The sequence below is a fragment of the Pelagibacterium sp. genome (assembly GCF_048264985.1).
Taxonomy (GTDB): Bacteria; Pseudomonadota; Alphaproteobacteria; order Rhizobiales; family Devosiaceae; genus Pelagibacterium.
Genome location: NZ_JBLXCL010000002.1, coordinates 217131 through 238799, shown reverse-complemented (window position 1 = coordinate 238799; position 21669 = coordinate 217131). Strand labels below are relative to the sequence as shown.

Genomic DNA, 21669 nt, shown 5'->3' with positions numbered 1-21669 from the left:
GCGCGAAACTTTGATTTGGGGAGGCGCCCATGGCCGGAAAAGCACTGATCGTTATCGATGTTCAAAACGATTTTTGTCCCGGAGGGGCGCTGGCAGTTGATGGCGGCGATGGTGTGGTGCCAATTGTCAACAAGCTGATGGGCCAGTTCAATCATGTCATTCTGACGCAGGACTGGCACACTGCCGATCATTCGAGCTTCGCTTCCCAACACCAGGGAAAGGTGCCGTTCGACGATATCGAAATGCCGTATGGCAGCCAGCGCTTGTGGCCCGACCATTGCATTCAGGGCAGTCATGGTGCCGATTTTCACCCTGAGCTGAACGTCGCACCGGCCGAGCTGATCATTCGCAAGGGTTTTCGGACGCCCATCGATTCCTATTCGGCCTTTTTCGAGAACGACCACAAGACTCCCACCGGCCTCACGGGCTATCTGCGCGAGCGGGGACTGGACGATCTGACCTTCGTTGGGTTGGCGACGGATTTTTGCGTTGCGTATTCCGCAATAGATGCGGTGGGGCAGGGATTTTCTGCCCGCGTGCTGCTGGACGCATGCCGGGGGATCGACTTGATGGGGTCGCTGGAGACCATGATCGGTGAAATGAAGGCCAAAGCGGTGGATGTAATTTGAGCTCGTCGTCCAAGACCGACATAGCGCGGCGCGTATTCAACCATACGTTCAAGCTCGATCCGATCATTCGGTCCCTGCTCGATACGGACTTCTACAAGCTGTTGATGCTGCAGATGATCTGGGGGCTGTACAGGGACGTCGATGCGACGTTCTCATTGACCAACCGCACGACAAGCGTGCGGCTCGCCGACGAAGTCGACATCGACGAATTGCGCGAGCAGCTCGATCATGCGCGGAGTTTGCGTTTTACGAAAAAGGAAATGATCTGGCTGGCGGGTAACAGCTTTTACGGCACCAAGCAGATCTTTTCGCCGGAGTTTCTGGCCTGGCTTCAGGATTTCCAACTGCCCGAGTACGAACTGAGCCAACGTGACGGGCAGTTCGAGTTGCATTTTCCTGGAAAATGGGTCGAAACGGCCATGTGGGAAATCCCGGCTCTGGCGATCCTCAACGAGCTGCGCTCGCGCAGGGCCATGCGTGGGATGGGGCGGTTCGCGCTCGACGTGCTTTATGCGCGGGCCAAGGCCAAAACCTGGGAGAAGGTCGAGCGGCTCAAGAAATTGCCCGACCTCAAGATTTCCGATTTCGGAACACGGCGGCGGCACTCATTTTTGTGGCAGCGCTGGTGCGTGGAAGCGCTCAAGGAAGGACTTGGGGAGGCGCTGACTGGGACGTCGAACGTGCTTTTGGCCATGGACACAGATCTTGAGGCGTTGGGAACCAATGCCCATGAATTGCCGATGGTCGCTGCCGCGCTGGCGGAAGGCGACAATGCGCTCAAGGCAGCGCCATATCAGGTGCTCAAGGACTGGCAGAGCTATTACGGCGGCAATCTGCTCATAGTTTTACCCGATGCATTCGGCACAGCATCATTTCTTGATCAGGCGCCCGATTGGGTTGCCGACTGGACCGGGTTCCGTCCCGACAGTGCGCCGGCCATCGAGGGCGGTGAAAAAATCATCGCCTGGTGGAAAGCCCATGGGCGCGATCCCAAAGACAAGCTGCTGATCTTCTCGGACGGGCTCGATATTGAAACGATCGACGCCGCCTACAGGCATTTCGACGGCAAGGTTCGAATGAGTTTTGGCTGGGGCACCAATCTGACAAATGATTTTGCCGGCACGGCGCCAATGCATACCCCTCAGCTCAAGCCGATTTCGCTGGTTATAAAGGTGTCGAGCGCCAATGGGCGTCCCGCGGTGAAGCTTTCGGACAATCCGGCCAAGGCTGTGGGCGATCCCGACGAGATCGCCCGCTACCTGCGGGTGTTTGGCGACACGGAGATGGCTGAGCACACCGTTGTGGTTTAGGCCGCTGCCACCATGCGCCGCTTGTCGATGAGGCCCAGTCTGTCGCGCATTGCGAAGCGGGCGGTGAGGATGACGGCACAGAAGGCAAGGCCGGCGGCAAGGCCGAGCCAGATTCCGATACCGGCAAGCCGGTCAGGCGATCCAAGATACCAGGCTATGGGCATGCCCACGCACCAATAGCCGAATAGCGCTATGAACATGGGCACCTTTGTATCGTTAAGTCCGCGCAGGACGTGGACGGCCACCACTTGTGCGCCATCAACGAGCTGGAACAGACCGGCTACCGCGAGGAACGTTGTTGCCATGCCAAGGGCGGCGAGGTTTCCGGGATCTGCGGGATCGAGAAACAGCCGGGTAAAGACCTGCGGGATCGTCAGGAACAATATGCATGTGATGGCCATGAATCCTGTGCCGATGGCCAAGGCAACCCAACCAGCTTGCGCGATGCCCCGATCGCTGCCTGCACCGAATGCTAGTCCGACGCGGACCGTGGCAGCCATGGAAAGCCCGAGCGGGACCATGAATGCAAAAGAAGCGCATTGCAAAGCCACGGCATGAGCTGCGAGGGCATCGGTGCCGTGCCAGCCCATGAAAATGGCAGCAACGGCAAACATTCCCACTTCAGCCATCAATGTCAGGCCGATCGGCGTGCCGATCCTGAAGATTTCCCGGAACCGCAACCAGTCGGGTTTCCAGAACCGCACGAGGATGTGGAAGCGGCGGTATTTGCGGTGCATGAGCGTAAAGGCAAGCAACAGCCCGAACATGATCAGGTTGGTCAGCACTGTTGCGATTGCAGCGCCCTGCAACTCAAGGCGTGGAAAGCCGAGATTGCCAAAGATCAGGCAATAGTTGATGGCAGCGTTCACGAAGACGCCAGCCAGGGTTACGTACAAGATGATCTGTGTTGAACCCAGGGCCGACAAGAATGAGCGAATGGCAAACAGGCCCAGTCCCGGGAACAGCACAAGTACGGCAATGTGCATGTATTGCGCCGCCATGAGCGCAAGTTCGGGATCCTGACCAGCGGCGAGCAGAATATGCTCAATCTGCCAGATCAGCGGGAAAAGCAGGGTCGCGACGACAATGCCGGCCCAGAAACCCTGACGCACCGTGCGGCGAACATTTTTGATCTGCCGTGCGCCCAGAGCCTGAGCGGCAAGCGGCGCGACTGCGGAAACAATACCGCCGCCCAGCAAGAGGAAAGGCGTGAAAAATGACGTGGCGAGCGTTCCCGCCGCCAAATATTCCGGCCCCAGCCAGCCCATCATGATGACATCGGTCGTGAACAGGGCGTTCTGGGCCACCTGGGCCACAACTAACGGCCAGGCGAGCAGAAATGTGGCGCGCAGCTCGGCAGCCCAGCCGGGCGCTGTGCGCATAGTGTCGGTCGTATTCATAGTCGTTGGCCTTCCCAAGCCGTACCCCGCACTTAATGGCGCAGGGTCCACTGAACCCGATACACGCGAATCGCTGGTTTGTCAGTGCTCCTGATCGGGAACCATTTGCCGCTCATGAGACAAGTGGTGGGCTCGGGCGTGCTAAACCACTTGAAAAAAATCACAAAATGGAGAAAGTTAAGAAATTATCGACAGCGTTCAGCTTCGCTTCATGTCGAAAATTGTATGGCCAAGGGCCCCGCTTGCGGAACCAAAAGCGGATAACCGCATTAAAGGCGAGGGAACTCTAGAGTTAAGTCGCAGGAGGCTTGGAAAATGAAAAAAGCATTTATTATCGGCGTTGCCCTTACTTCTCTTATGGCGATTTCGGCCTGTACCCGTACGCAGGAAACCGCAGCGATCGGCGCTGGTGCCGGTGCAATCATCGGTGGCGTGACCACCGGTAGTGTGCAGGGCGCTGTTGTTGGCGGTGTTGTCGGCGGTGTCGCCGGTGCATTGGTCGGCCAGGTGGCTGGCGAACCCAACCAGTGCTACTACCGCGCTTCGGACGGAACGCTTTACAAGGACGCTTGCCCGCGCAGCTAATTCGCTGTTCAAAGCATCCACAAGAGAGCCTGCGCTTTCCCAGCGCGGGCTCTTTTTGATTCCGGCCCTATCGTTTTTGGCTTGACCGGAGCCGTACCCGGCGGTACCAATAGCGCCGAATTTTGGAGATTCTACCGTGAATACGGCACTTATTCTTGTAGTACGCAGGCGCATCGCAACATGAGGGCTTAACCCTCGTGCGAAATGCGATGCGCCGAACACAGGTCCCTCCGGGGGCCTTTTTTATTATCTAAAATCGCTTGATGGCGAGTGGACGTAAGGGAGTGGCTGAAATGGCCGAACAGATGACCGGCGCGGAAATGGTGATCAAGGCGTTGACCGACAACGGGGTGGAGCACATTTTCGGCTATCCTGGCGGCGCTGCTTTGCCGATCTATGACGCAATATTTCAGCAGGACAAGGTACAGCATATTCTGGTTCGCCATGAGCAGGGTGCAACGCACATGGCTGAAGGCTATGCCCGCTCGACCGGGAAATGCGGCGTCGTTCTGGTGACTTCGGGGCCGGGAGCGACCAATGCAGTGACAGGGCTGACCGATGCCTTGATGGATTCAATCCCGCTGGTCTGCATCACGGCCCAGGTGCCGACCAATCTGATCGGTACTGACGGATTTCAGGAATGCGATACTGTCGGCATTACGCGCAGCTGCACCAAACACAACTACCTCGTCAAACGTGTTGAGGATTTGCCGCGCATCCTGCACGAGGCGTTCCTGATTGCGACAACAGGACGACCGGGCCCTGTTGTCATCGACATTCCCAAGGACGTTCAATTTGCTTTGGGCGACTATTACACTCCCGACGTCGAAAGCCTGCGTCAGCAGAGCTACAAACCGCAGATGGATGGGGATCTGGCTGCAATCGAGGCGGCTGTCGATCTCATGCTGCGCGCCGAACGTCCGGTATTTTATACCGGGGGCGGTGTGATCAATGCGGGGCCGGATGCCTCCGAGCTGTTGCGCGAGTTGGCCGAGCTGACCGGGTTTCCGGTGACATCGACGCTCATGGGGCTTGGCGCGTTTCCTGCATCCAACCCGCAATGGCTGGGCATGCTGGGCATGCACGGAACCTATGAGGCCAATCTGGCCATGCATGATTGCGATGTCATGATCAATATCGGAGCGCGGTTCGATGACCGGATCACGGGCCGTATCGATGCATTCTCACCTGGCAGCCGCAAGATCCATGTCGATATCGATCCTTCGTCGATCAACAAGGTGGTCAATGTCGATATCCCGATCATCGGCGATTGCGCGCGGGTGCTTTCGGAAATGATCCGAATCTATCGCAGCAAGACCAACCAGCCGCGCAGCGAGGCAATCGCGCCGTGGTGGGCGCAGATCAAGATGTGGCGTGAGGTCAATTCACTCGGCTACAAGAATTCCGAAACCACAATCAAACCGCAATACGCCATCGAGCGCCTCTATGCGGCGTCCAAAGCGCAGGATAAGGACGTTTTCATAACGACCGAAGTCGGCCAGCATCAGATGTGGGCGGCGCAACACTTTCATTTCGACAAGCCCAACCGCTGGATGACATCGGGCGGGCTTGGCACGATGGGGTATGGCTTGCCGGCCGCCGTTGGCGTGCAGGTTGCACATCCCGATGCACTGGTCATCGACATCGCTGGTGAGGCGAGTGTGCAGATGACCATGCAGGAGATTTCGACCGCAGTGCAGTATCGCCTGCCTGTCAAAATCTTCATCCTCAACAATGAGCGCATGGGGATGGTGCGTCAGTGGCAGGATCTGCTGCACGGATCGCGCTACGCCCATTCCTATTCAGAATCGCTGCCCGATTTCGTCAAGCTGGCTGAAGCTTACGGCGCCAAAGGCGTGCGCTGCGATACTCCGGCCGACCTCGATGCGGCAATTGCCGAAATGCTCGATTACGATGGGCCGGTGCTCTTTGACGTGCTTGTCGAGAAGGACGAAAATTGCCTGCCGATGATCCCCTCGGGCAAGGCCCACAACGAGATTATTCTGTCTGATACCGCCAATATCGGCTCCATCATCGATGAGAAGGGACGGCAGCTCGTTTAGAGCGCCGGGGAACGATCATGAACGCACATCTGAAGCCTACAGGGTCTGCCTACTTTCTTGCGGCCGAAACGCAGGCCACCGAGCGGCACACACTTACTGTTCTTGTCGACAACGAGCCAGGCGTACTCGCGCGCGTGGTCGGACTTTTTTCGGCGCGTGGATACAATATCGACTCGCTAACCGTCAGCGAGACCGAACATGACAGACATCGCTCCCGCATTACCATTGTGACAGTGGCGACGCCGAAAGTGCTCTCCCAGATCAAGTTGCAGCTCGAGCGGCTTGTGCCGGTTCACAAGGTGCATGATCTGACCGCCGAGGGCGGGTCGCTGGAACGCGAACTGGCACTGCTCAAGGTGTCCGGCAAAGGCGAGAACCGAGTTGAGACCTTGCGGCTGGCCGATGCGTTCAGAGCACAGGTTGTCGACGCTTCGACCGAGAGCTTCGTGTTCGAGATCACCGGCAAACCGGGCAAGATCGATCAGTTCATCACGCTCATGGCCCCGCTTGGGCTTGTTGAGGTGGTGCGCACGGGCCTGGTGGCGATCACGCGTGGCCCCGAAGGCATGTAGGCTGCGTGTGGGCATGCTCTCGGTTGAAAGTTGAGGTTTGCCTGAAGATCATTTCGCGATAGACGAGGGCCGTACATTTCGTACGGCCCTTATTTTTTCAGACTGCCGCCATGACAAAACTCTCCGTCAACCTCAATGCAGTGGCGCAACTGCGCAATCGCCGGGATTTGCCCTGGCCGAGCGTTACGGGAGTCGCGCGCGTCGTTCTCGATGCCGGCGCCGTGGGGATCACTGTGCATCCCCGTCCCGACGAGCGCCATATCCGGCGCTCTGACGTATTCGATCTTGTCAACCTGCTGCGCTGCGAATACCCGCAGGCTGAATTCAATATCGAAGGCTATCCGACATCGGAATTTCTCGAACTGGTAGCTGCGGCAAACCCTCATCAGGTTACGCTGGTGCCCGATGCGCCCGATCAGGCAACGTCAGATCATGGATGGGATTTTGTTGCTCATCAGAATTTGCTTGCCGATGCCGTGAGCCAACTTTCAGCACCGAAGCGGCGGATTGCTATGTTCTGCGACCCCGACGCAAGCTCTGAGGCGCTCGAAGCAGCCAAGGCTGCGGGAGCTGACCGTATCGAACTCTATACCGGTCCCTATGGGGCGTGCTTTGATAACTCCGAAGCTGCGGTTTCTGCACTGACCGATCTCGCCGAAACCGCCCATGCCGCGCATGCGCTCGGTCTGGGTATCAATGCCGGCCATGATCTCACATTGGCCAATTTGCCCACATTCCAGAGCATCGTACCTTTCGTCGACGAAGTTTCGATTGGCCATGGCATCACCGCCGATGCGCTGTTGATCGGATTTGCCGAGGCTGTCCGAAAATATATCGGAGCTCTGGGGCGTTAGCCAAATCCAACAGGTCAGCCATTTTGTCGTTTCAGCTTGGTTGTTTGTTTGTTCGGTAACGTCGAACAATCAAAGTATTATGGAATTTCTCCCTATTTTCATATGTTTTTCAGTGGCTTGACATTGTCGACTAGATCGCTAGGAAAAAGAATATGCCTTGCGAACACGCGTGTGCCTACTTGAGTGTCGACCTAAAAGGCACATATGCAGCCCTACTTACTGTTCGTAACTAAGTGTAGGGAATCATCATGTCCAAGCCTAAAATCGCAATCATCATTTCTTCGACCCGTGAAAGCCGTTTTGCAGACAAGCCGGCCCAGTGGCTGCTGGCCAAGGCTCAGGAGCGCACTGAGTTTGACGTTGAACTCGTCGACCTGCGCGACTTCGATCTGCCCTTCTTTGACGAAGTGGCTTCCAACATGTGGGCGCCCAGCGAAGATCCGAAAGCTATTGCGTGGCAGAAGAAAGTCGGCGAATTCGATGGCTACATCTTCCTGGTGGCAGAATATAATCGCTCGATCACCGCAGCGCTCAAGAACGCACTCGATCAGGCCTATGTCGAATGGACCAAGAAGCCGGCAGCCTATGTCGGTTATGGTTCGGTCGGTGCAGCCCGTGCCATCGAGCAGCTTCGCCTGATCAACGTTGAACTGCAGATGGTACCCGTTCGGCACGGTGTTCACATCGGCGGTTCGGAGTTCTTCACAGTGTGGGGCGGCGGCAAGAACGAGCCAATGGATGCCATCGAGCCCGCAGTTGGCCCGAGCCTGAACGACATGTTCGAAAATCTTGCCTGGTGGACCAACGCAACCAAGGCAGCGCGCGACGGTAAGGTTGAAGCCATCGCCGCCGAATAGATATTGTTGCACTATCGACAAGAGGGCTGCCCGAACGGGCGGCCCTTTTTTTTTTGTCGATGGCCGCGGTGCCGCCATTTGGCCATGGAGGGTGCCTAGATCCTACTGGCAGCGATCCGACACAGGGGAACGGGATGTTGGACTGGTTTGAAACTGCCGGCGACTTTTTGATGGGAACCGCAATCTCCACACTCTCGGTCGTGGGCTTGGGACCGGACGAACCCACACGCTATCAGATGGATGGATTTCTTGCCGGACTGACCCAAGGGTGTCAGATATCGAGTGATCTTGGCGTATTCTGGGAGCAGATCGTTGCCGATGGTGCGCTTATCGTACCCGCCGATGCCGGTAAATACTTCTCATCGGCCCAGATTGCAGTGCGCGAGGACCACCGGGAGCTCCGCGTGCCAGTGCAGGGCGTTTGGATGGGGCATGATGTTGCTGCGATCTCGGTTATCGCGGGCATCGACAATGGCTATTCGTCGATTGGCGTGATCTTCGCTGCCGGTCAGGAAGGGCTCGATAGCGGATTTGCACCACTGGCAGGGCATTCGGACGCCATTATGAAGGCGGATCCTGACAATCTTGTAGGCGCCAGCGCAGTCTACGGCACTTTTGGCGGTGCACAGCAGTACATCTGCGACTTTTCAAACTAGTTTCGATTGCTTCAGCGCGGCATGTCCGGGCAAAGATAGGGGACCGGGGAGACAGTGTAGCGTTTTTCCACCACCTCATCGCCAACAAGGTGCAATGCGAGCACGAGTTCTGCCTCGTTGAGTTCAACGATGTCTGCTTCGATGGTCATTGCGTCTTCTTCCCAGCTCAGCGATTCGTCACCGGTCATCTTCCAACTGGACAGGCGATAGGTTTCCCAGCACGAAACTTGGAGCATTGTGCCCTCGGACAGAAACAGAACCATGGCGCCGGGCAGTCCTGCGTCCTCTTCGGCCTCGACCCAGAATTTTTCAGTGAGGGACGCTCCGATCATCGGCGCCGACGTCATGCCTTCAGCCTCCTGGGATAGGGCGGGCGCTGCCGACAGCAGCGCTATAGCGAGGGCGAGGGCTGAAAGAACCTGGCGATGCATTTGGGTGAATCCTTGCCTTGGGACGTGCATCAGTCTGTATGGCAGATTGGCCCAAACTGTGGTTGGCAAAAAGGGGAAAATCTCTCTTGAAAACAACCGAACCGTACCGTACGGTACGCCTCGCTCGAAGGGGCGATTTTTCTCCAATCGAGCGCTGCTTTGCGGCGATGATAATCGATATCACATAATGAGTCACGCTTGACCCCGCCAACTTTGACCATAAGCGACGATGCGCTCACCGGCCGCCAGAAAGATGTTCTGGACGCGGCGCTGGGACTGCTGGTGGATGGCGGCGATGGGCTGACCATGACCGGGGTGGCCCGCCGGGCAAGCTGCTCGAAGGAAACGCTTTACAAGTGGTTTGGAGATCGGGACGGGCTTTTGACGGCCACGGTCCAGTGGCAGGCGTCGAAAGTGCGCGTTGTGCCTGTCGATCGAGAAACGCTGGACAAGCGAACGCTGGGCATTGCGCTGGAAAAATTCGGGCGCGACTGGCTGACGGTTCTGACCGGCGACATTTCCGTTGCACTCAACCGTCTTGCGGTTTCCCACGCGGGTCAGGAAAAGCGCAATCTGGGCGCTATCGTCCTGGAAAACGGTCCTATCGGTATGGCACGGCGCTGCAAACCACTGCTCGAAGCAGGCAAGGAAGCAGGGCTTCTCGATTTCGACGATGCCGATCAGGCGTTTCGCACATATTTCGGTCTGGTGGTCAGAGACACCCAGATCCGCATGCTGCTCGGTGAACAAAGGCGGCCGAGTGAAGAGAAGATTGCGGGCCAGGCACGCCGGGCCCGCGAACAGTTCTTTACGCTCTACGGGGCGTAAAACATCAACAACGACCAGCGACATGGGGAGAGACCAATGCGCGTTTATTACGATCGGGATGCCGATATCAATCTTTTGAAGGCCAAGAAGGTCGCCATCATCGGCTATGGCAGCCAAGGCCGCGCGCACGCGCTGAACCTCAAGGATTCGGGCGTTACCGACATCGCTGTGGGTCTGCGGCCGGGTTCTGCGACCGCCAAGAAGGTGGAGGCCGACGGCCTAAAGGTCATGAGCGTCGCCGAGGCTGCGGCCTGGGCCGACATGATGATGATGGCGACGCCCGATGAACTGCAGGCCGACATCTATCGCGACGATATTGCGCCCAATATCCGTGATGGCGCCGCGCTGGCGTTCGCACACGGTCTCAATGTGCATTTCGGCCTGATCGAGCCCAAAGATACCGTCGACGTTCTGATGATTGCGCCCAAGGGGCCGGGCCACACTGTGCGTGGCGAATATGAGCAGGGTGGCGGGGTTCCGTGCCTGATCGCCATCCATCACGATGCGACCGGAAATGCCCATGATCTCGGCTTGGCCTATGCTTCGGGTGTCGGCGGTGGCCGTTCTGGCATCATCGAAACCACCTTCAAGGAAGAGTGCGAAACCGATCTGTTTGGTGAGCAGGCCGTTTTGTGCGGTGGCGTCGTAGAGTTGATCCGCGCTGGATTTGAAACGCTGGTCGAAGCCGGTTATGCGCCGGAAATGGCCTATTTCGAGTGCCTGCACGAAGTGAAGCTGATCGTCGACCTGATCTACCAGGGCGGCATCGCCAACATGAACTATTCGATCTCCAACACTGCAGAGTGGGGCGAATACGTGACCGGCCCGCGCATCATCACCTCGGAAACGAAGGCTGAAATGAAGCGCGTTCTCGCCGACATTCAATCGGGCAAGTTCACGTCCGAGTGGATGCAGGAACATAAGTCCGGTGGGGCTCGCTTCAAAGGCATTCGCCGCAACAACGACGCGCATCAGATCGAGGAGGTTGGTACCAAGCTCCGTGACATGATGCCGTGGATCAAGGCTGGTGCGCTGGTCGACAAGGCTCGCAACTAGGGCCTATCAGCTCTCTGCGACAAAGTTTGCGCCGGTCCGCTATCCGCGGGTCGGCGCTTTTTTTGGTATCTATCGGGCTTCATTTGTTTTCAGGTGCCCGAACCATGAGCCGAAGATGGCCGGCCAAACGACGCGCCGGTGTTTTCAACCCCCAGCTGGGCAATTTTCGGTCTGTAGTGAGGACGTCAGCGGGGACGTCTAGCAAAATCCGGTGCGTGTTCGGGACGGGGGCCAAACGCGACGAAGTGGGCGGGAAGTTTTCGGAACCCCGGAACATGCCGGGCAAGAAACAATAAAAAGCGTGGTGGCCCGGCACGACCCGATTGAAATCCCTTCTGAAAAATGACCCGATGGAGAACACGCTGCATGGCCTGGATTATCCGGGTGGGCATCATGCGGCGGCGTTGTACTGCCGCGAGGTCATTTTCAGACACGATGCCCGCGCGCAGAGGGTTGCGAAGGATGCGGGCGGCGGCAACTGCATCCTGGATGGCGAGATTGATGCCAACGCCGCCGGCTGGCGACATGGCGTGGGCGGCATCGCCGATGCACAAAAAGCCGGGACGGTGCCAACGCGTGAGCCTGTCGAGTTTGACGTCAAGGGTCTTGATTTGATCCATCGATTCAAGGGTATTAACGCGATCGGCGAAATCCGGCCGCAGCCTGGAAATCATAGTGCGCAACGGCTCGACCCCTTGCGCGCGGCGCGCGGCGTCGGTGCCTTTGGGTATGAAAACTGCGATCTGGAAAAACCCCTCGCGCGCTATTGAAAGCATGATTTCACTACCCGCAAAACTGGGGACAAGATTGGCAGGTTCGGCCTGTTCGTCTGCATGTCGTGGCAGACGGAACCACCAGACATCGAAGGGAACATCAAAAGCCCTGGGCGTAAGTTCGGCCTCGGCGCGCAGCATCGAGCTACGGCCATCGCAGGCAACGACGAGGTCGGCTTCGATCGGCTCTTCGCCGTCTTCGGATCGGACCATGGCGCCCATAACCCGGCCGTCCCGCCAGAGCAGTTGTGTGACTTCGGTCTGCATCGACAGGGTAAAGGTCGGTTCGCGGCGAGCGTGGCCTGCAAGAAACTCCAGAAAATCCCATTGCGGGATCATGGCGATGTAATTGTAGGGTGGGGCCAGGGCGGAAAAATCGCTAAAATCGATGCTCTCGCCATCAGGCGTCGGCAGCCGTAAGCTTTGCAGCCTGCTTTGCGGCAGTTCAGAAAATTCGGCGCCGAGCCCAAGCTCGTCGAGTAGTCGGATTGTCGAGGCATGCACGGTGTCGCCACGGAAATCGCGCAAGAAGTCGGCGTGCTTTTCGCACACAATCGTTTCTACCCCACCGCGTGCCAGCAGCAGGCCCAGCATTATGCCGGCAGGGCCCCCTCCGGCAATGAGGCACATCGCGCGTTTCATGCGACCTCTCCAATCAGCCATTGTGCCAAAACTGGGACGACATGTCGCTGGAGAAATTACGGGCGTGGTCCCTGTCCGGATCACCGGTTATGCGTGTGGTAACGATTGCGACGATAGGCATAGCGCGTGTTGCGCACATATCTGGATTTCGCCGACCACGCTGCAAGGACTGGCCGAAAGATGAAGCTGACCTATTTCGTTCTCGATGTTTTTACGCGCGACCGTTTGAGCGGAAATCCTTTGGCCGTGGTGCTCAAGGCCGATGAGCTTTCAAGCACGCGCATGCAGGCGATAGCGCGTGAGTTCAATCTTTCCGAGACGGTTTTTGTCAATGCGGCGAAGGGCGAACGCCATACTGCCGCGCTGCGGATTTTCACACCGACAAGCGAGCTGCCTTTTGCCGGTCATCCAACAATCGGCGCGGCTGTGCTGCTGGGCCTTCAACACAAGCAAAGCGCAGTGCGGCTGGAACTGGGTGTGGGCAATGTGACGGCCATCATGGAGCGGATCGACAAGCGCACAGGCGAAGCCAAATTTGCGCTGCCACAGCTTCCCGCGGCAACCGGCAAAGCTGTCGAAATTGCCAGTGTTGCCAAGCGTTTGGGCCTCCAAGACAGCGATATCGGATGCGATGGCATGATACCTGCGCAGTATTCGGCCGGACTACCCTTCTATTTGGTGCCAGTGCGCGATACGCGGGCGCTTGAAGCTATCGCTTTGGAGCGTCGCGGATGGGCCGATACCTTTAAGGGCGAGCGGAACTCAGTTTATGTTTTCACCAAGACGCCCAATGAACGCGCCAACGACTATGCGGCGCGCATGTTTCAGGTTTCTCACGGGGCCGGTGAGGATGCTGCTACTGGATCGGCGGCTGCGGCCCTGATCGGCATGTTGGCCGAGCATGGCGGGTATGGCGATGGCCACCATGCCATAGCTATTCGGCAGGGACGGGAAATCGGGCGGCCAAGCCTGATCGACCTGCAGTTCAACATCGAAGGCGGTCAGCTCAGGCATTCGGGCATCGGTGGCGCTGCCGTGGTGGTGGCTCAGGGCGTTTTAGATTTCGACGACTGACCGTTTTCCGCGCTGGGGAATGCCTGGCCGATTGCAACTCTAGCAAACTCGTGCAGGGCGGTGCGTTCTGCAGTTGTTGGGCGGCGCTCTTCAGCCGTTGCGCGCAGCGCCAAGCCTTCGACGAGATCAAGAATCATTTCGGCTCGCAATGGCGCTGACTTGCCGTCGCCCAAGGTTTTGGCCACGGCGGCGGTGAGACCGGCGCGATTGCTCTTGAACAGGTCGGCGATCGAAGGATTGCGAAAGGCTTCCGCGGTCAGTTCGAGGGTGAGCAGGGCGTTTTCGATACGCTGGCGATCGTGGCCAAGCGGGCGATGTTTCTCCTTGTCCTGGGACTTTTGAACACGCTGATCTTCCCTGCCGACATCCTGCACTATTACGCCGTTTATTTCCTTTTCGGCGTCGTCCTGCTTTCGCAAAACACGAGGGTGCTCATTGCGCTCATCGTGCTGCTCAATGTCTGCTTTTTGGTCCTGGTTTTTACCCTCAACTACGATACGGGATGGAACTGGCAGGACTATACCTATGACGATTTCTGGACCCCTGCGGGGTTCGTGCGCAATTTGATCTTCAACGGCTGGCATCCGGTTGTTCCGTGGTTGGGATTTTTCCTGTTCGGGATCATTTTGAGCCGTATGGAGCTGGGCGCGGGCAGGGTACAGATGTCGTTGGCTGGCATCGGTGCGATGGTGCTTGTCGGGACCAGCGTCATAAGCAGTTCGTTGACAGGACTTGTCGATCCCGAGCTCGCGCCGCTGATTGCAACGCTGCCTATACCGCCCGGTCCTCTTTTCACGATCGTCGGGGTTGGTGCGGCTTGCGTGCTGGTCGGGTTGGGACTCTGGACCATAGACAGGATCGGGACGCGCGGCGTGGCTGGCGTCCTGGTTGCAGCGGGGCGCCAAAGTTTAACGCTCTACCTGGCCCATATCATTATCGGCATGGGGGTGCTCGAAGGCCTCGGGTTGCTCGGTGGGCAGTCTGCAACAAGCGCCGCGATTGCGGCCCTGGTCTTCTGCGCGGCGGCCTGTATTTATGCGGCTTTGTGGCAAAGGGTGGCCCAGCGCGGGCCACTGGAAGCGCTCATGCGCCGCGTCGCGGGCTGATCGAGCGGCTTTGTGACGCTTTTTTTGCCCGAAAGGGTTGCCTTGGGCAGACATCTGACGCATCTTCCCGGTGGAAACAATTTACAGGCCAATTGCTAGTTTGATGCGTCCTTTGAGAAAAAGCGCCGCCGTAGCCATAGCCGCCAGCAGGCAGAAAGCCTTGCAGGCCCGAATCCTCGTGGGTTCGGCGCTTCTGCTTTCCACTGCACTTCTACTCCTCCTTATCAGCCCCTGATAACCGGCAGTTCGCTTCAAGCGCGGACGGGTCGTCAGGGGGTATCGCCATAATGCCGAACGTTAACGTCCGGCCATAACCTGCTGCATGCGCAAAGCGACCAAGCGCAGGGGCCGATCAAGGAAGACCAAGATGACCAGCCAATCCAACACCGACCGCGTCTATATTTTTGACACCACGCTGCGTGACGGCGAGCAGAGTCCCGGCGCGACAATGACGCTGGAGGAAAAACTCCAGGTTGCCGAGATTCTCGACACGATGGGGGTCGATATCATCGAGGCGGGCTTCCCCATTGCGTCCAATGGCGATTTCGAGGCCGTGGCGACCATTGCAAAACGGGCTAAGAATGCTGTGATCTGTGGACTGGCCCGCGCTATTCCCGCTGATATCGACAGGGCGGCAGAAGCTGTGCGTTTTGCCAAGCGCGGACGAATTCATACATTCGTTTCGACATCACCCATCCATCTGGCTCACCAGATGAGAAAGACCGAGGATGAGGTGCTCGAAATCGTTACCAAGACTGTGGCGCAGGCCCGCAACCTTGTCGATGATGTTGAGTGGTCGGGCATGGATGCCACCCGCACGCCACTCGAATTTCTGGCGCGCTGCACCGAGGCTGCAATCAAGGCCGGGGCGACCACGATTAACATTCCCGACACCGTCGGCTATTCGACGCCTGAGGACTATTACCAGCTGATCAACGATCTGATCACCATGGTGCCCAATTCGGACAAGGCGATTTTTTCGACACATTGCCACAATGATCTGGGCCTGGCCGTCGCCAATACGTTGGCTGGTGTTCGCGCCGGTGCGCGGCAGGTCGAATGTACGATCAATGGTATCGGCGAACGAGCGGGCAACGCTGCGCTTGAAGAGATCGTTATGGCGCTGCGCACTCGCGCCGATGCGATGCCGTATCACACCGCTATTGAATCGACCCATCTCTCGCGCGCTTCGCGCGTCGTGTCGGCCGCCGCCAATTTTCCCGTTCAATACAACAAGGCCATCGTAGGCAAGAACGCCTTTGCCCATGAGAGCGGCATCCACCAGGACGGCATGCTCAAGAATGCCTCGACCTATGAAATCATGACGCCCGAAAGCGTGGGTATCAAATCGACTTCGTTGGTCATGGGTAAGCATTCGGGGCGTCACGCGTTCAAGGAAAAGCTCAAGGATCTGGGGTATGATTTGGCCGACAACCAGTTTCAGGAAGCGTTTCAGCGCTTCAAGGATCTGGCTGACCGCAAGAAACACGTCTACGATGATGACATCATCGCGTTGGTTGACGACGAAATGGGCTCGGGCGCTGACCGCATAAAACTGGTCGATATGAGCGTGACGTCGAAAACAGGCGGCGTGCATCGGTGCGAGCTCAAAGTTGCAGTCGATGGCGCGCCGGTGGACGTGTCTTTCGATGGCACCGGATCGGTCGATGCGATCTTTTCGGCAATCAAGGCTGCCGTGGAAGCCGAGCCACATCTGGTGCTCTACGCAGTTGACGGGGTAACCGGTGGCACCGACGCCCAGGCCAATGCTCATGTGCGTCTTGAAATGAATGGCCGTATCGCCTCGGGCAACGCTACCGAACCCGATACGTTGGTCGCTTCCGCCCGTGCCTATCTCAACGCTTACAATCGCTTGTTGGTCGAGCGCGGCGCGCCAGCGCAGGGTGCCTTGGCGGGCTGATTTTTTGCGGCCCTGGAGCGGGCGGGTCTTGAGGGTGTTCGTTCTTTTTGGACGACATAGGTCCTCGGTGATTATTTGATGGCGGTTATTGACCGGACCCGTGGTTCTCCATGGGTCCGGGCTCGCTTTGAAGGACGACAAGGACGTGGCAATTCGGGCCGAAATTCGCGGTGTGCTCACCGGCTTTGGCCTCATTGCAGGCGTTATCGTTGCGCTAACGCAGGTTGATCTCGGCTTGCCCGGGCAGGTCATCTTGCAATCCTTGCAACTCCATATCGCGGCGAGCCTCGTCGGGTTGGCGATTTTTCTTGCACTGGCCGGCGCGCGATGGCGGGCTGGGTTCATTGCGGCGCTGGCTGTCTTTGCCGGTGGACATGTCATGTGGCGGGTCGCCGACCAATATGAAGGCCGCAGCGCATTGCAGGATAGCGAGCGCCTTGCAGAATTCAGAGTGCTCAGCTTCAACGTTCTCGAATCCAACGACAGGCACGCCGAAATCGCCGACTTTATCGCGGGTTCGGGGGCCGATATCGTCGTGATCATGGAAGCCGCGCGGATGCGGCAGCATTTGCCCAAGCTGGAAACCGTCTACCCATATCGTGCCGGGTGTGTGTCGGCCGCCACATGCGATTTGATGATGCTATCAAAGCTGGCGCTCTCCGATACGGAGCTCCGCTCGCTGGGCACAACATATCCCAACAGGATGATCGTCGCGCGGACCGAGATTGCAGAGGAGCCGGTGACGTTGGTTGCGGCCCATCTGACAAAACCCTATTTCGATGGGGCAGGGCTGCATGAAGTCTGGCGGCTGACCGAACATCTGTCGGAAATCGATGGGCCGCTCGTTCTGGCTGGCGATTTCAACTCGGCGCCTTGGTCAGACGCCATCGACATGCTTATTCAAAGGGCCGATTTGTTGCCGCCGCCGCGCTACAACGCGACCTGGCCGACCGAATTTGGTCCGCTGGGCGTACCCATCGATCATATCTTTTCGCGTGCGCCAATCGTTATCGAGGACATCGAAGCACTAGCCGATCCGATGGGGTCGAACCATCTTGGTCTTTTTGCCCGACTTCAACTGGTGGCGCAGTAGATCCGGTTGGGTCTTGTGGGTGTCGGAAGAAAACTTCCGGCGTGACACAGGCGAAGCAGATTGTCGTGTTGGCCCGAAACCATTGTTGGCAATTTGCCGTATCTTCCTAAAATCAGAAGAACTGCGCCCACTCACGCAGCTTTGACTTGTTGTTGAAGCCCGGTGCGTTCCAACTGGCGCAAACGAGGAGGTGCACCATGCATCGCACATTGATTGCTTTGGCAACCGCCACTGGCGCGCTTGCCGCCACGCCTGCATTTGCCGATACCGCGCTTTTCGCCGGCGGGTGTTTTTGGAGCGTTGAATCCAATTTCGAAAAGGTCGAGGGTGTTTCGGAGGCCGTGTCGGGCTTTGCCGGCGGGCACGTCGAGAACCCGACCTATAACGAGGTCGCTTATGGCGGCGACACCGGGCACTACGAAACGGTGGAAATAACCTTCGACCCGAACGTAGTCAGCTATGAAGACCTATTGACAGTGTATTGGCACACCACCGATCCGACAGATGCCGCCGGGCAGTTCTGCGACCAGGGGCCAATGTACAAGCCAGCGATCTTTGCGCTCAATGAAGAACAGGCCGCCATTGCCGAAGCGAGCAAGGCAGCGATTGCTCAATCGAGTGGATATACCATCGTCACCGAGATCAAACCGGCTGCGAATTTCTATCCCGCCGGGCCGGAACATCAGGATTTTTACAAGACCAATCCGGCTCACTATGAGCGCTACCGGATCGGGTGTGGACGGGATGTGGTGATACGGGATTTGTGGGGCGATCAGGCCTTTCTCGGTACCAGCGAAAATCCTTTTCCCTAAAGATCGGGAAATCCATTGTTGTGGGTAGACAGCCTTCATAGCGTTTGCTAGAGAAACGCCACTCTGGCGGTGCGGAGACGCGCTGCCCGATGGTTCGGGTGTATAGCTCAGTTGGTAGAGCAGCTGACTCTTAATCAGCGGGTCCGAGGTTCGAGCCCTCGTACACCCACCAAAATCCTCAATGTAAAGCAGAGCTTTAGCCCTTCGGGGCTTGATGAGGTGGCTATCGACGCTGTGCATTTTCGACTCTTTGCCGCTGCGATGGATGTAGTGCGCTATTCCCAAATTCATCACGACTGTCGTGCCAACCGAACTCAGCGGCTCGGTCTGTCAGGTGCGGGCTCGCTGTGAATTTGTAATCCCCGCAGGGCTTCAGTCCCCGCGCGCATCAAGTTCGAAAATACCACCTTGTGCGGCATTGACGAACGGTGGCATTTGGCCGACGGACATCAACGTCCCTCTACCCCTAAACACTGGCCGGACGCTTGCAGTACTCTTTACACCATGTCCGCCCTCTCTTGTGGACGGGGGATATCGATGTGTTTCCGGGGGAGGCGCTTCAATCAAATGCCGGCGAGCCGACAGCGTGCTGTGTGGTAGGGGAGGCCCTTCGATACCGAACAAAAAGCCTTTTTCTCCGCTGGCGTGGACTGCTTGCTGCTATCAGGATGTTGAACTCATGGAGCCGCAGGATGCGCTTTGGGGCGGATACAGTCGCGTTGACGCAGAACTGCGCGGCATGCAGCGGTTGCTTGAAATGGATAGAAGCTGGACGCACTACATCAATTTGTCCGGACAAGATTTTCCACTCAAGAGCCGGAAATACATGCGCGAGTTTTTCGCCGCCAATCCGGGCAAGCAGTTCATCCGCACGCTTGACCAGCGCAATGAGCGTCCAGACACCCTAAACCGGATCAACCATCTGCTCGTTGAAGATCGTGGAAGTGTGATCGCGACAGGCATAGCCCGCCCCTATTTGGCTGGCGACACACTCTTTTTCGGCACGCAGTCGATGCCGAAAAAGACACTCACATATTGTCGCTGCTCGAACGTCGATTGAAATCGTCGGCAGATCACACCTATCGCTTGCCGGCTCAAATATTGAAAATGCCTTCGTATTCCAAGCGAAACGATGCAGCCTTTGCGAAATTGATTGCACTCGCAGGGCATTATGCCAATAGGCGAAGGCCGCGACGGTGCGCATGGCCATTGAGTAAAGAGCCAGTCGCCGATGGTAGGTGCAAACAAGGCGAGAATGGATGCTTGAGGATCGAGTACGTCAGGTTCTTATTAATCTGGCCAAAGCGTCCACGCCGATCACGTACAAGGCCCTTGCCGATCAACTTGAACTGGTGCCGCCGCGCACTATCCAAAGGGTCGCTCGCGCCCTTGAAGACCTTATGGTCGAAGATGCCATGGCTGGAAGGCCGTTGCTAGCAGCGCTTTGCGTTAGACGCCAGCCGATGACGACGCCTGCGCGCGGGTTTTTCATTGCTGCCAAAGCGTTAGGTTTGTTTTCCGGCAGCCCCGATGGCCAAGACGCACGAGACTTCCATGAGCGCGAATATGCACGCGCAATTGCCTATTACGGCCGATCGGACGCTTGAGATTGTAAAGAGCGTTTTCATCGGCCCGCAATGTGCCCTCCGAACTGCCGTGGCAAGCCTTGGTTTACCATTGATGCAGTTCGTCGCATTTCTCGTCGCGATGAAAGCATTCCATAGGGGGAAGCGGCTAGGGTGGGTTGAAATTGAACATCCTGGGTGACGCCAATGTCCTTGACCAGCCATTCGCCAGTTTTGACAACGCTTGCTGCCGCCACTTCGGGTGTTTCGCGGTCTAAAGCGCCGCTTCTTGCGTTCGACGTGCTTGAGGGAGAGAGCTGGGACAGGCTGGTCTCGGGCTTCTATGGCGTTTGTCAGGAGCAGCTTTATGCCTATGCGCGCCGGCGTTGGCCGGGCGTAACACTTGAGCCTGTGCTGTTTTCCGATGGCGGAGAACCGGTGGGTGGGGCGCTGGTGATGTTGCAGCGCCTGCCGTTGGGCGTGGCGACAGTCGCACTGGTCAAATGGGGACCGTTTCTGGCGCGGAACGCCGGGGGCGACAATGCCGCTCTCATGGCGCGCATGGCCGATAAGCTGGTTGCAGAATACGCCCGTAAACGCAAGATGATGCTGTCGATCATGCCGCCCGTTGCGGCTGGCGCTGTTGATCCTGTGGCTCAAATGCTCAGCGAGCGGGGCTTTAAGCCCGGCGTCCGTGTGAAGCATCCAATGCGATATGTTGTTGATGTCACGCCCGACGACGAGACACGACTTGCCGCGTTCAATCAGAAATGGCGCTACAACCTGCGCAAGGCCATGAAGGCCGGGCTTGAGTTTACCGTTGGCGGACCTGACGATATCGCGCGGTTCATGACGCTTTACCGAGCCATGAGCGTACGCAAGCTTTTCCCTGACTATTCGGGAATCGATACGCTGAATGGGCTGATGAACATGCCTGACGGCACGGCGCGTCCTGAATTGTTTTTCGTCTCGCAAGGCGATCGAACTGTCGCTGGGGCGGCTATTTTCACTGCCGGAAATACAGCGTGCTATCTTTATGGCGCCACCGACGATGCTGCGCTGGATTTACGGGCAGGCTATCTGCTGCACTGGCATATCATCCGCTGGTTGCGCGATAACACAAGAGCCGAGCTCTACGATCTGGGCGGTACGGACGGGTTTGCCGGCCTGCACCAATTCAAGAGCGGGATGGTGGGAGAGGCTGGCCACATCAGTCCGTTGGCTCCGACCATGAATTATGCGTCCCATTGGCCCGCCTATGCTGCGGGCACTGCTGCCTACAAGGCGCGAGAGATGTTGACGCGCAGCCGCGATGCGGCTCTGGCGGGACGACTTGAATTGCAAAAACGGCTGCGCACTCTGGTTCGGATTGATTCCAAATCGTAATCGTGACGCATTGATTTATCGCATGCCCGAACTGATCAGGCCGGCCCGAATGGGAC

At 57.6% G+C, this 21669-nt stretch carries 22 protein-coding genes and 1 tRNA gene; 19 read left to right on the top strand and 4 right to left on the bottom strand.

The window, feature by feature from the left end; genetic code table 11:
• Positions 1-29: 29 nt before the first annotated feature.
• Both pncA and pncB read left to right on the top strand, forming a co-directional pair.
• Positions 30-629: a bifunctional nicotinamidase/pyrazinamidase gene (pncA, locus tag ACN0TA_RS10475; protein ID WP_417582585.1), complete on the top strand. Its 600-nt coding sequence runs from the start codon at positions 30-32 to the stop codon at positions 627-629.
• The gene (pncB, locus tag ACN0TA_RS10470; RefSeq protein WP_417582583.1) at positions 626-1939 is read left to right on the top strand and encodes a nicotinate phosphoribosyltransferase; all 1314 of its coding nucleotides are present in this window, start codon (positions 626-628) and stop codon (positions 1937-1939) included. Before pncA ends, pncB begins: the two co-directional genes overlap by 4 nt.
• On the opposite strand, the gene ACN0TA_RS10465 is transcribed toward pncB, so the two are convergent.
• Positions 1936-3339 carry an MATE family efflux transporter gene (locus tag ACN0TA_RS10465; RefSeq protein ID WP_417582581.1) on the bottom strand — a complete coding sequence of 468 codons (1404 nt, stop codon included), beginning with the start codon at positions 3337-3339 and terminating at the stop codon, positions 1936-1938. The two genes, pncB and ACN0TA_RS10465, sit on opposite strands and share 4 nt — an antisense overlap.
• Before the next feature lie 315 nt (positions 3340-3654).
• On the opposite strand from ACN0TA_RS10465, the gene ACN0TA_RS10460 reads away from it, so the two are divergent.
• The 6 genes from ACN0TA_RS10460 to ACN0TA_RS10435 all read left to right on the top strand — a co-directional run bounded on the left by ACN0TA_RS10460 (position 3655) and on the right by ACN0TA_RS10435 (position 8926).
• A complete protein-coding gene (locus ACN0TA_RS10460) occupies positions 3655-3924 on the top strand; it encodes a glycine zipper domain-containing protein (RefSeq protein WP_417582579.1) in 270 nt (89 codons plus the stop codon).
• Positions 3925-4217: 293 nt separating this feature from the next.
• Positions 4218-5987 carry an acetolactate synthase 3 large subunit gene (locus ACN0TA_RS10455; RefSeq protein ID WP_417582577.1) on the top strand — a complete coding sequence of 590 codons (1770 nt, stop codon included), beginning with the start codon at positions 4218-4220 and terminating at the stop codon, positions 5985-5987.
• Positions 5988-6004: 17 nt separating this feature from the next.
• Entirely contained in the window at positions 6005-6559 is a 555-nt protein-coding gene (gene ilvN / locus ACN0TA_RS10450; RefSeq protein ID WP_417582575.1) for an acetolactate synthase small subunit, read from the top strand.
• A gap of 110 nt (positions 6560-6669) precedes the next feature.
• The gene (locus tag ACN0TA_RS10445) at positions 6670-7413 is read left to right on the top strand and encodes a pyridoxine 5'-phosphate synthase (RefSeq protein ID WP_417582573.1); all 744 of its coding nucleotides are present in this window, start codon (positions 6670-6672) and stop codon (positions 7411-7413) included.
• A 248-nt stretch (positions 7414-7661) separates the two neighbouring features.
• Positions 7662-8270 (top strand): NADPH-dependent FMN reductase, encoded by a 609-nt coding sequence (locus ACN0TA_RS10440; protein ID WP_417582571.1) that lies wholly within the window; start codon positions 7662-7664, stop codon positions 8268-8270.
• A 134-nt stretch (positions 8271-8404) separates the two neighbouring features.
• Positions 8405-8926, top strand: a complete 522-nt coding sequence (locus ACN0TA_RS10435; protein WP_417582569.1) for a hypothetical protein — start codon at positions 8405-8407, stop codon at positions 8924-8926.
• 11 nt (positions 8927-8937) lie between these two features.
• Here the strand turns inward: ACN0TA_RS10435 and ACN0TA_RS10430 are convergent, their stop codons facing one another.
• Complete coding sequence (locus tag ACN0TA_RS10430; RefSeq protein WP_417582567.1) at positions 8938-9357, bottom strand: hypothetical protein; 420 nt, start codon at positions 9355-9357, stop codon at positions 8938-8940.
• A gap of 198 nt (positions 9358-9555) precedes the next feature.
• Between ACN0TA_RS10430 and ACN0TA_RS10425 the strand changes: the two genes are divergently transcribed.
• Entirely contained in the window at positions 9556-10185 is a 630-nt protein-coding gene (locus tag ACN0TA_RS10425; protein WP_417582565.1) for a TetR/AcrR family transcriptional regulator C-terminal domain-containing protein, read from the top strand.
• A 36-nt stretch (positions 10186-10221) separates the two neighbouring features.
• A complete protein-coding gene (gene ilvC, locus ACN0TA_RS10420) occupies positions 10222-11241 on the top strand; it encodes a ketol-acid reductoisomerase (RefSeq protein ID WP_417582563.1) in 1020 nt (339 codons plus the stop codon).
• Between the two features lie 185 nt (positions 11242-11426).
• Here ilvC and ACN0TA_RS10415 read toward each other — a convergent pair whose 3' ends face one another.
• The gene (locus ACN0TA_RS10415) at positions 11427-12656 is read right to left on the bottom strand and encodes an FAD-dependent oxidoreductase (protein ID WP_417582561.1); all 1230 of its coding nucleotides are present in this window, start codon (positions 12654-12656) and stop codon (positions 11427-11429) included.
• Between the two features lie 126 nt (positions 12657-12782).
• Here ACN0TA_RS10415 and ACN0TA_RS10410 point away from each other — a divergent pair, with 126 nt between their 5' ends.
• On the top strand, positions 12783-13730 hold the full coding sequence (locus tag ACN0TA_RS10410) for a PhzF family phenazine biosynthesis protein (RefSeq protein ID WP_417582559.1): 948 nt from the start codon (positions 12783-12785) through the stop codon (positions 13728-13730).
• On the opposite strand, the gene ACN0TA_RS10405 is transcribed toward ACN0TA_RS10410, so the two are convergent.
• Positions 13703-14104, bottom strand: coding sequence for a TetR family transcriptional regulator C-terminal domain-containing protein (locus ACN0TA_RS10405; RefSeq protein WP_417582557.1), 402 nt, complete (start codon positions 14102-14104; stop codon positions 13703-13705). The genes ACN0TA_RS10410 and ACN0TA_RS10405 overlap by 28 nt on opposite strands.
• On the opposite strand from ACN0TA_RS10405, the gene ACN0TA_RS10400 reads away from it, so the two are divergent.
• From ACN0TA_RS10400 to ACN0TA_RS10365, 8 genes are all read left to right on the top strand, one after another.
• The gene (locus ACN0TA_RS10400; RefSeq protein WP_417582555.1) at positions 14069-14836 is read left to right on the top strand and encodes a DUF418 domain-containing protein; all 768 of its coding nucleotides are present in this window, start codon (positions 14069-14071) and stop codon (positions 14834-14836) included. The two genes, ACN0TA_RS10405 and ACN0TA_RS10400, sit on opposite strands and share 36 nt — an antisense overlap.
• 367 nt (positions 14837-15203) lie before the next feature.
• Positions 15204-16757: a 2-isopropylmalate synthase gene (locus ACN0TA_RS10395; protein WP_417582553.1), complete on the top strand. Its 1554-nt coding sequence runs from the start codon at positions 15204-15206 to the stop codon at positions 16755-16757.
• A gap of 88 nt (positions 16758-16845) precedes the next feature.
• Positions 16846-17850, top strand: a complete 1005-nt coding sequence (locus ACN0TA_RS10390) for an endonuclease/exonuclease/phosphatase family protein (protein WP_417582551.1) — start codon at positions 16846-16848, stop codon at positions 17848-17850.
• Between the two features lie 197 nt (positions 17851-18047).
• The gene (gene msrA / locus ACN0TA_RS10385) at positions 18048-18662 is read left to right on the top strand and encodes a peptide-methionine (S)-S-oxide reductase MsrA (protein ID WP_417582549.1); all 615 of its coding nucleotides are present in this window, start codon (positions 18048-18050) and stop codon (positions 18660-18662) included.
• Positions 18663-18758: 96 nt separating this feature from the next.
• A tRNA-Lys gene (locus tag ACN0TA_RS10380) sits at positions 18759-18834 on the top strand.
• Positions 18835-18963: 129 nt separating this feature from the next.
• A complete protein-coding gene (locus tag ACN0TA_RS10375) occupies positions 18964-19722 on the top strand; it encodes a beta-1,6-N-acetylglucosaminyltransferase (RefSeq protein WP_417582547.1) in 759 nt (252 codons plus the stop codon).
• 199 nt (positions 19723-19921) lie between these two features.
• Positions 19922-20269 (top strand): hypothetical protein, encoded by a 348-nt coding sequence (locus ACN0TA_RS10370; RefSeq protein WP_417582545.1) that lies wholly within the window; start codon positions 19922-19924, stop codon positions 20267-20269.
• 165 nt (positions 20270-20434) lie between these two features.
• Positions 20435-21613, top strand: coding sequence for a lipid II:glycine glycyltransferase FemX (locus ACN0TA_RS10365; protein WP_417582543.1), 1179 nt, complete (start codon positions 20435-20437; stop codon positions 21611-21613).
• Positions 21614-21669 lie beyond the last annotated feature (56 nt).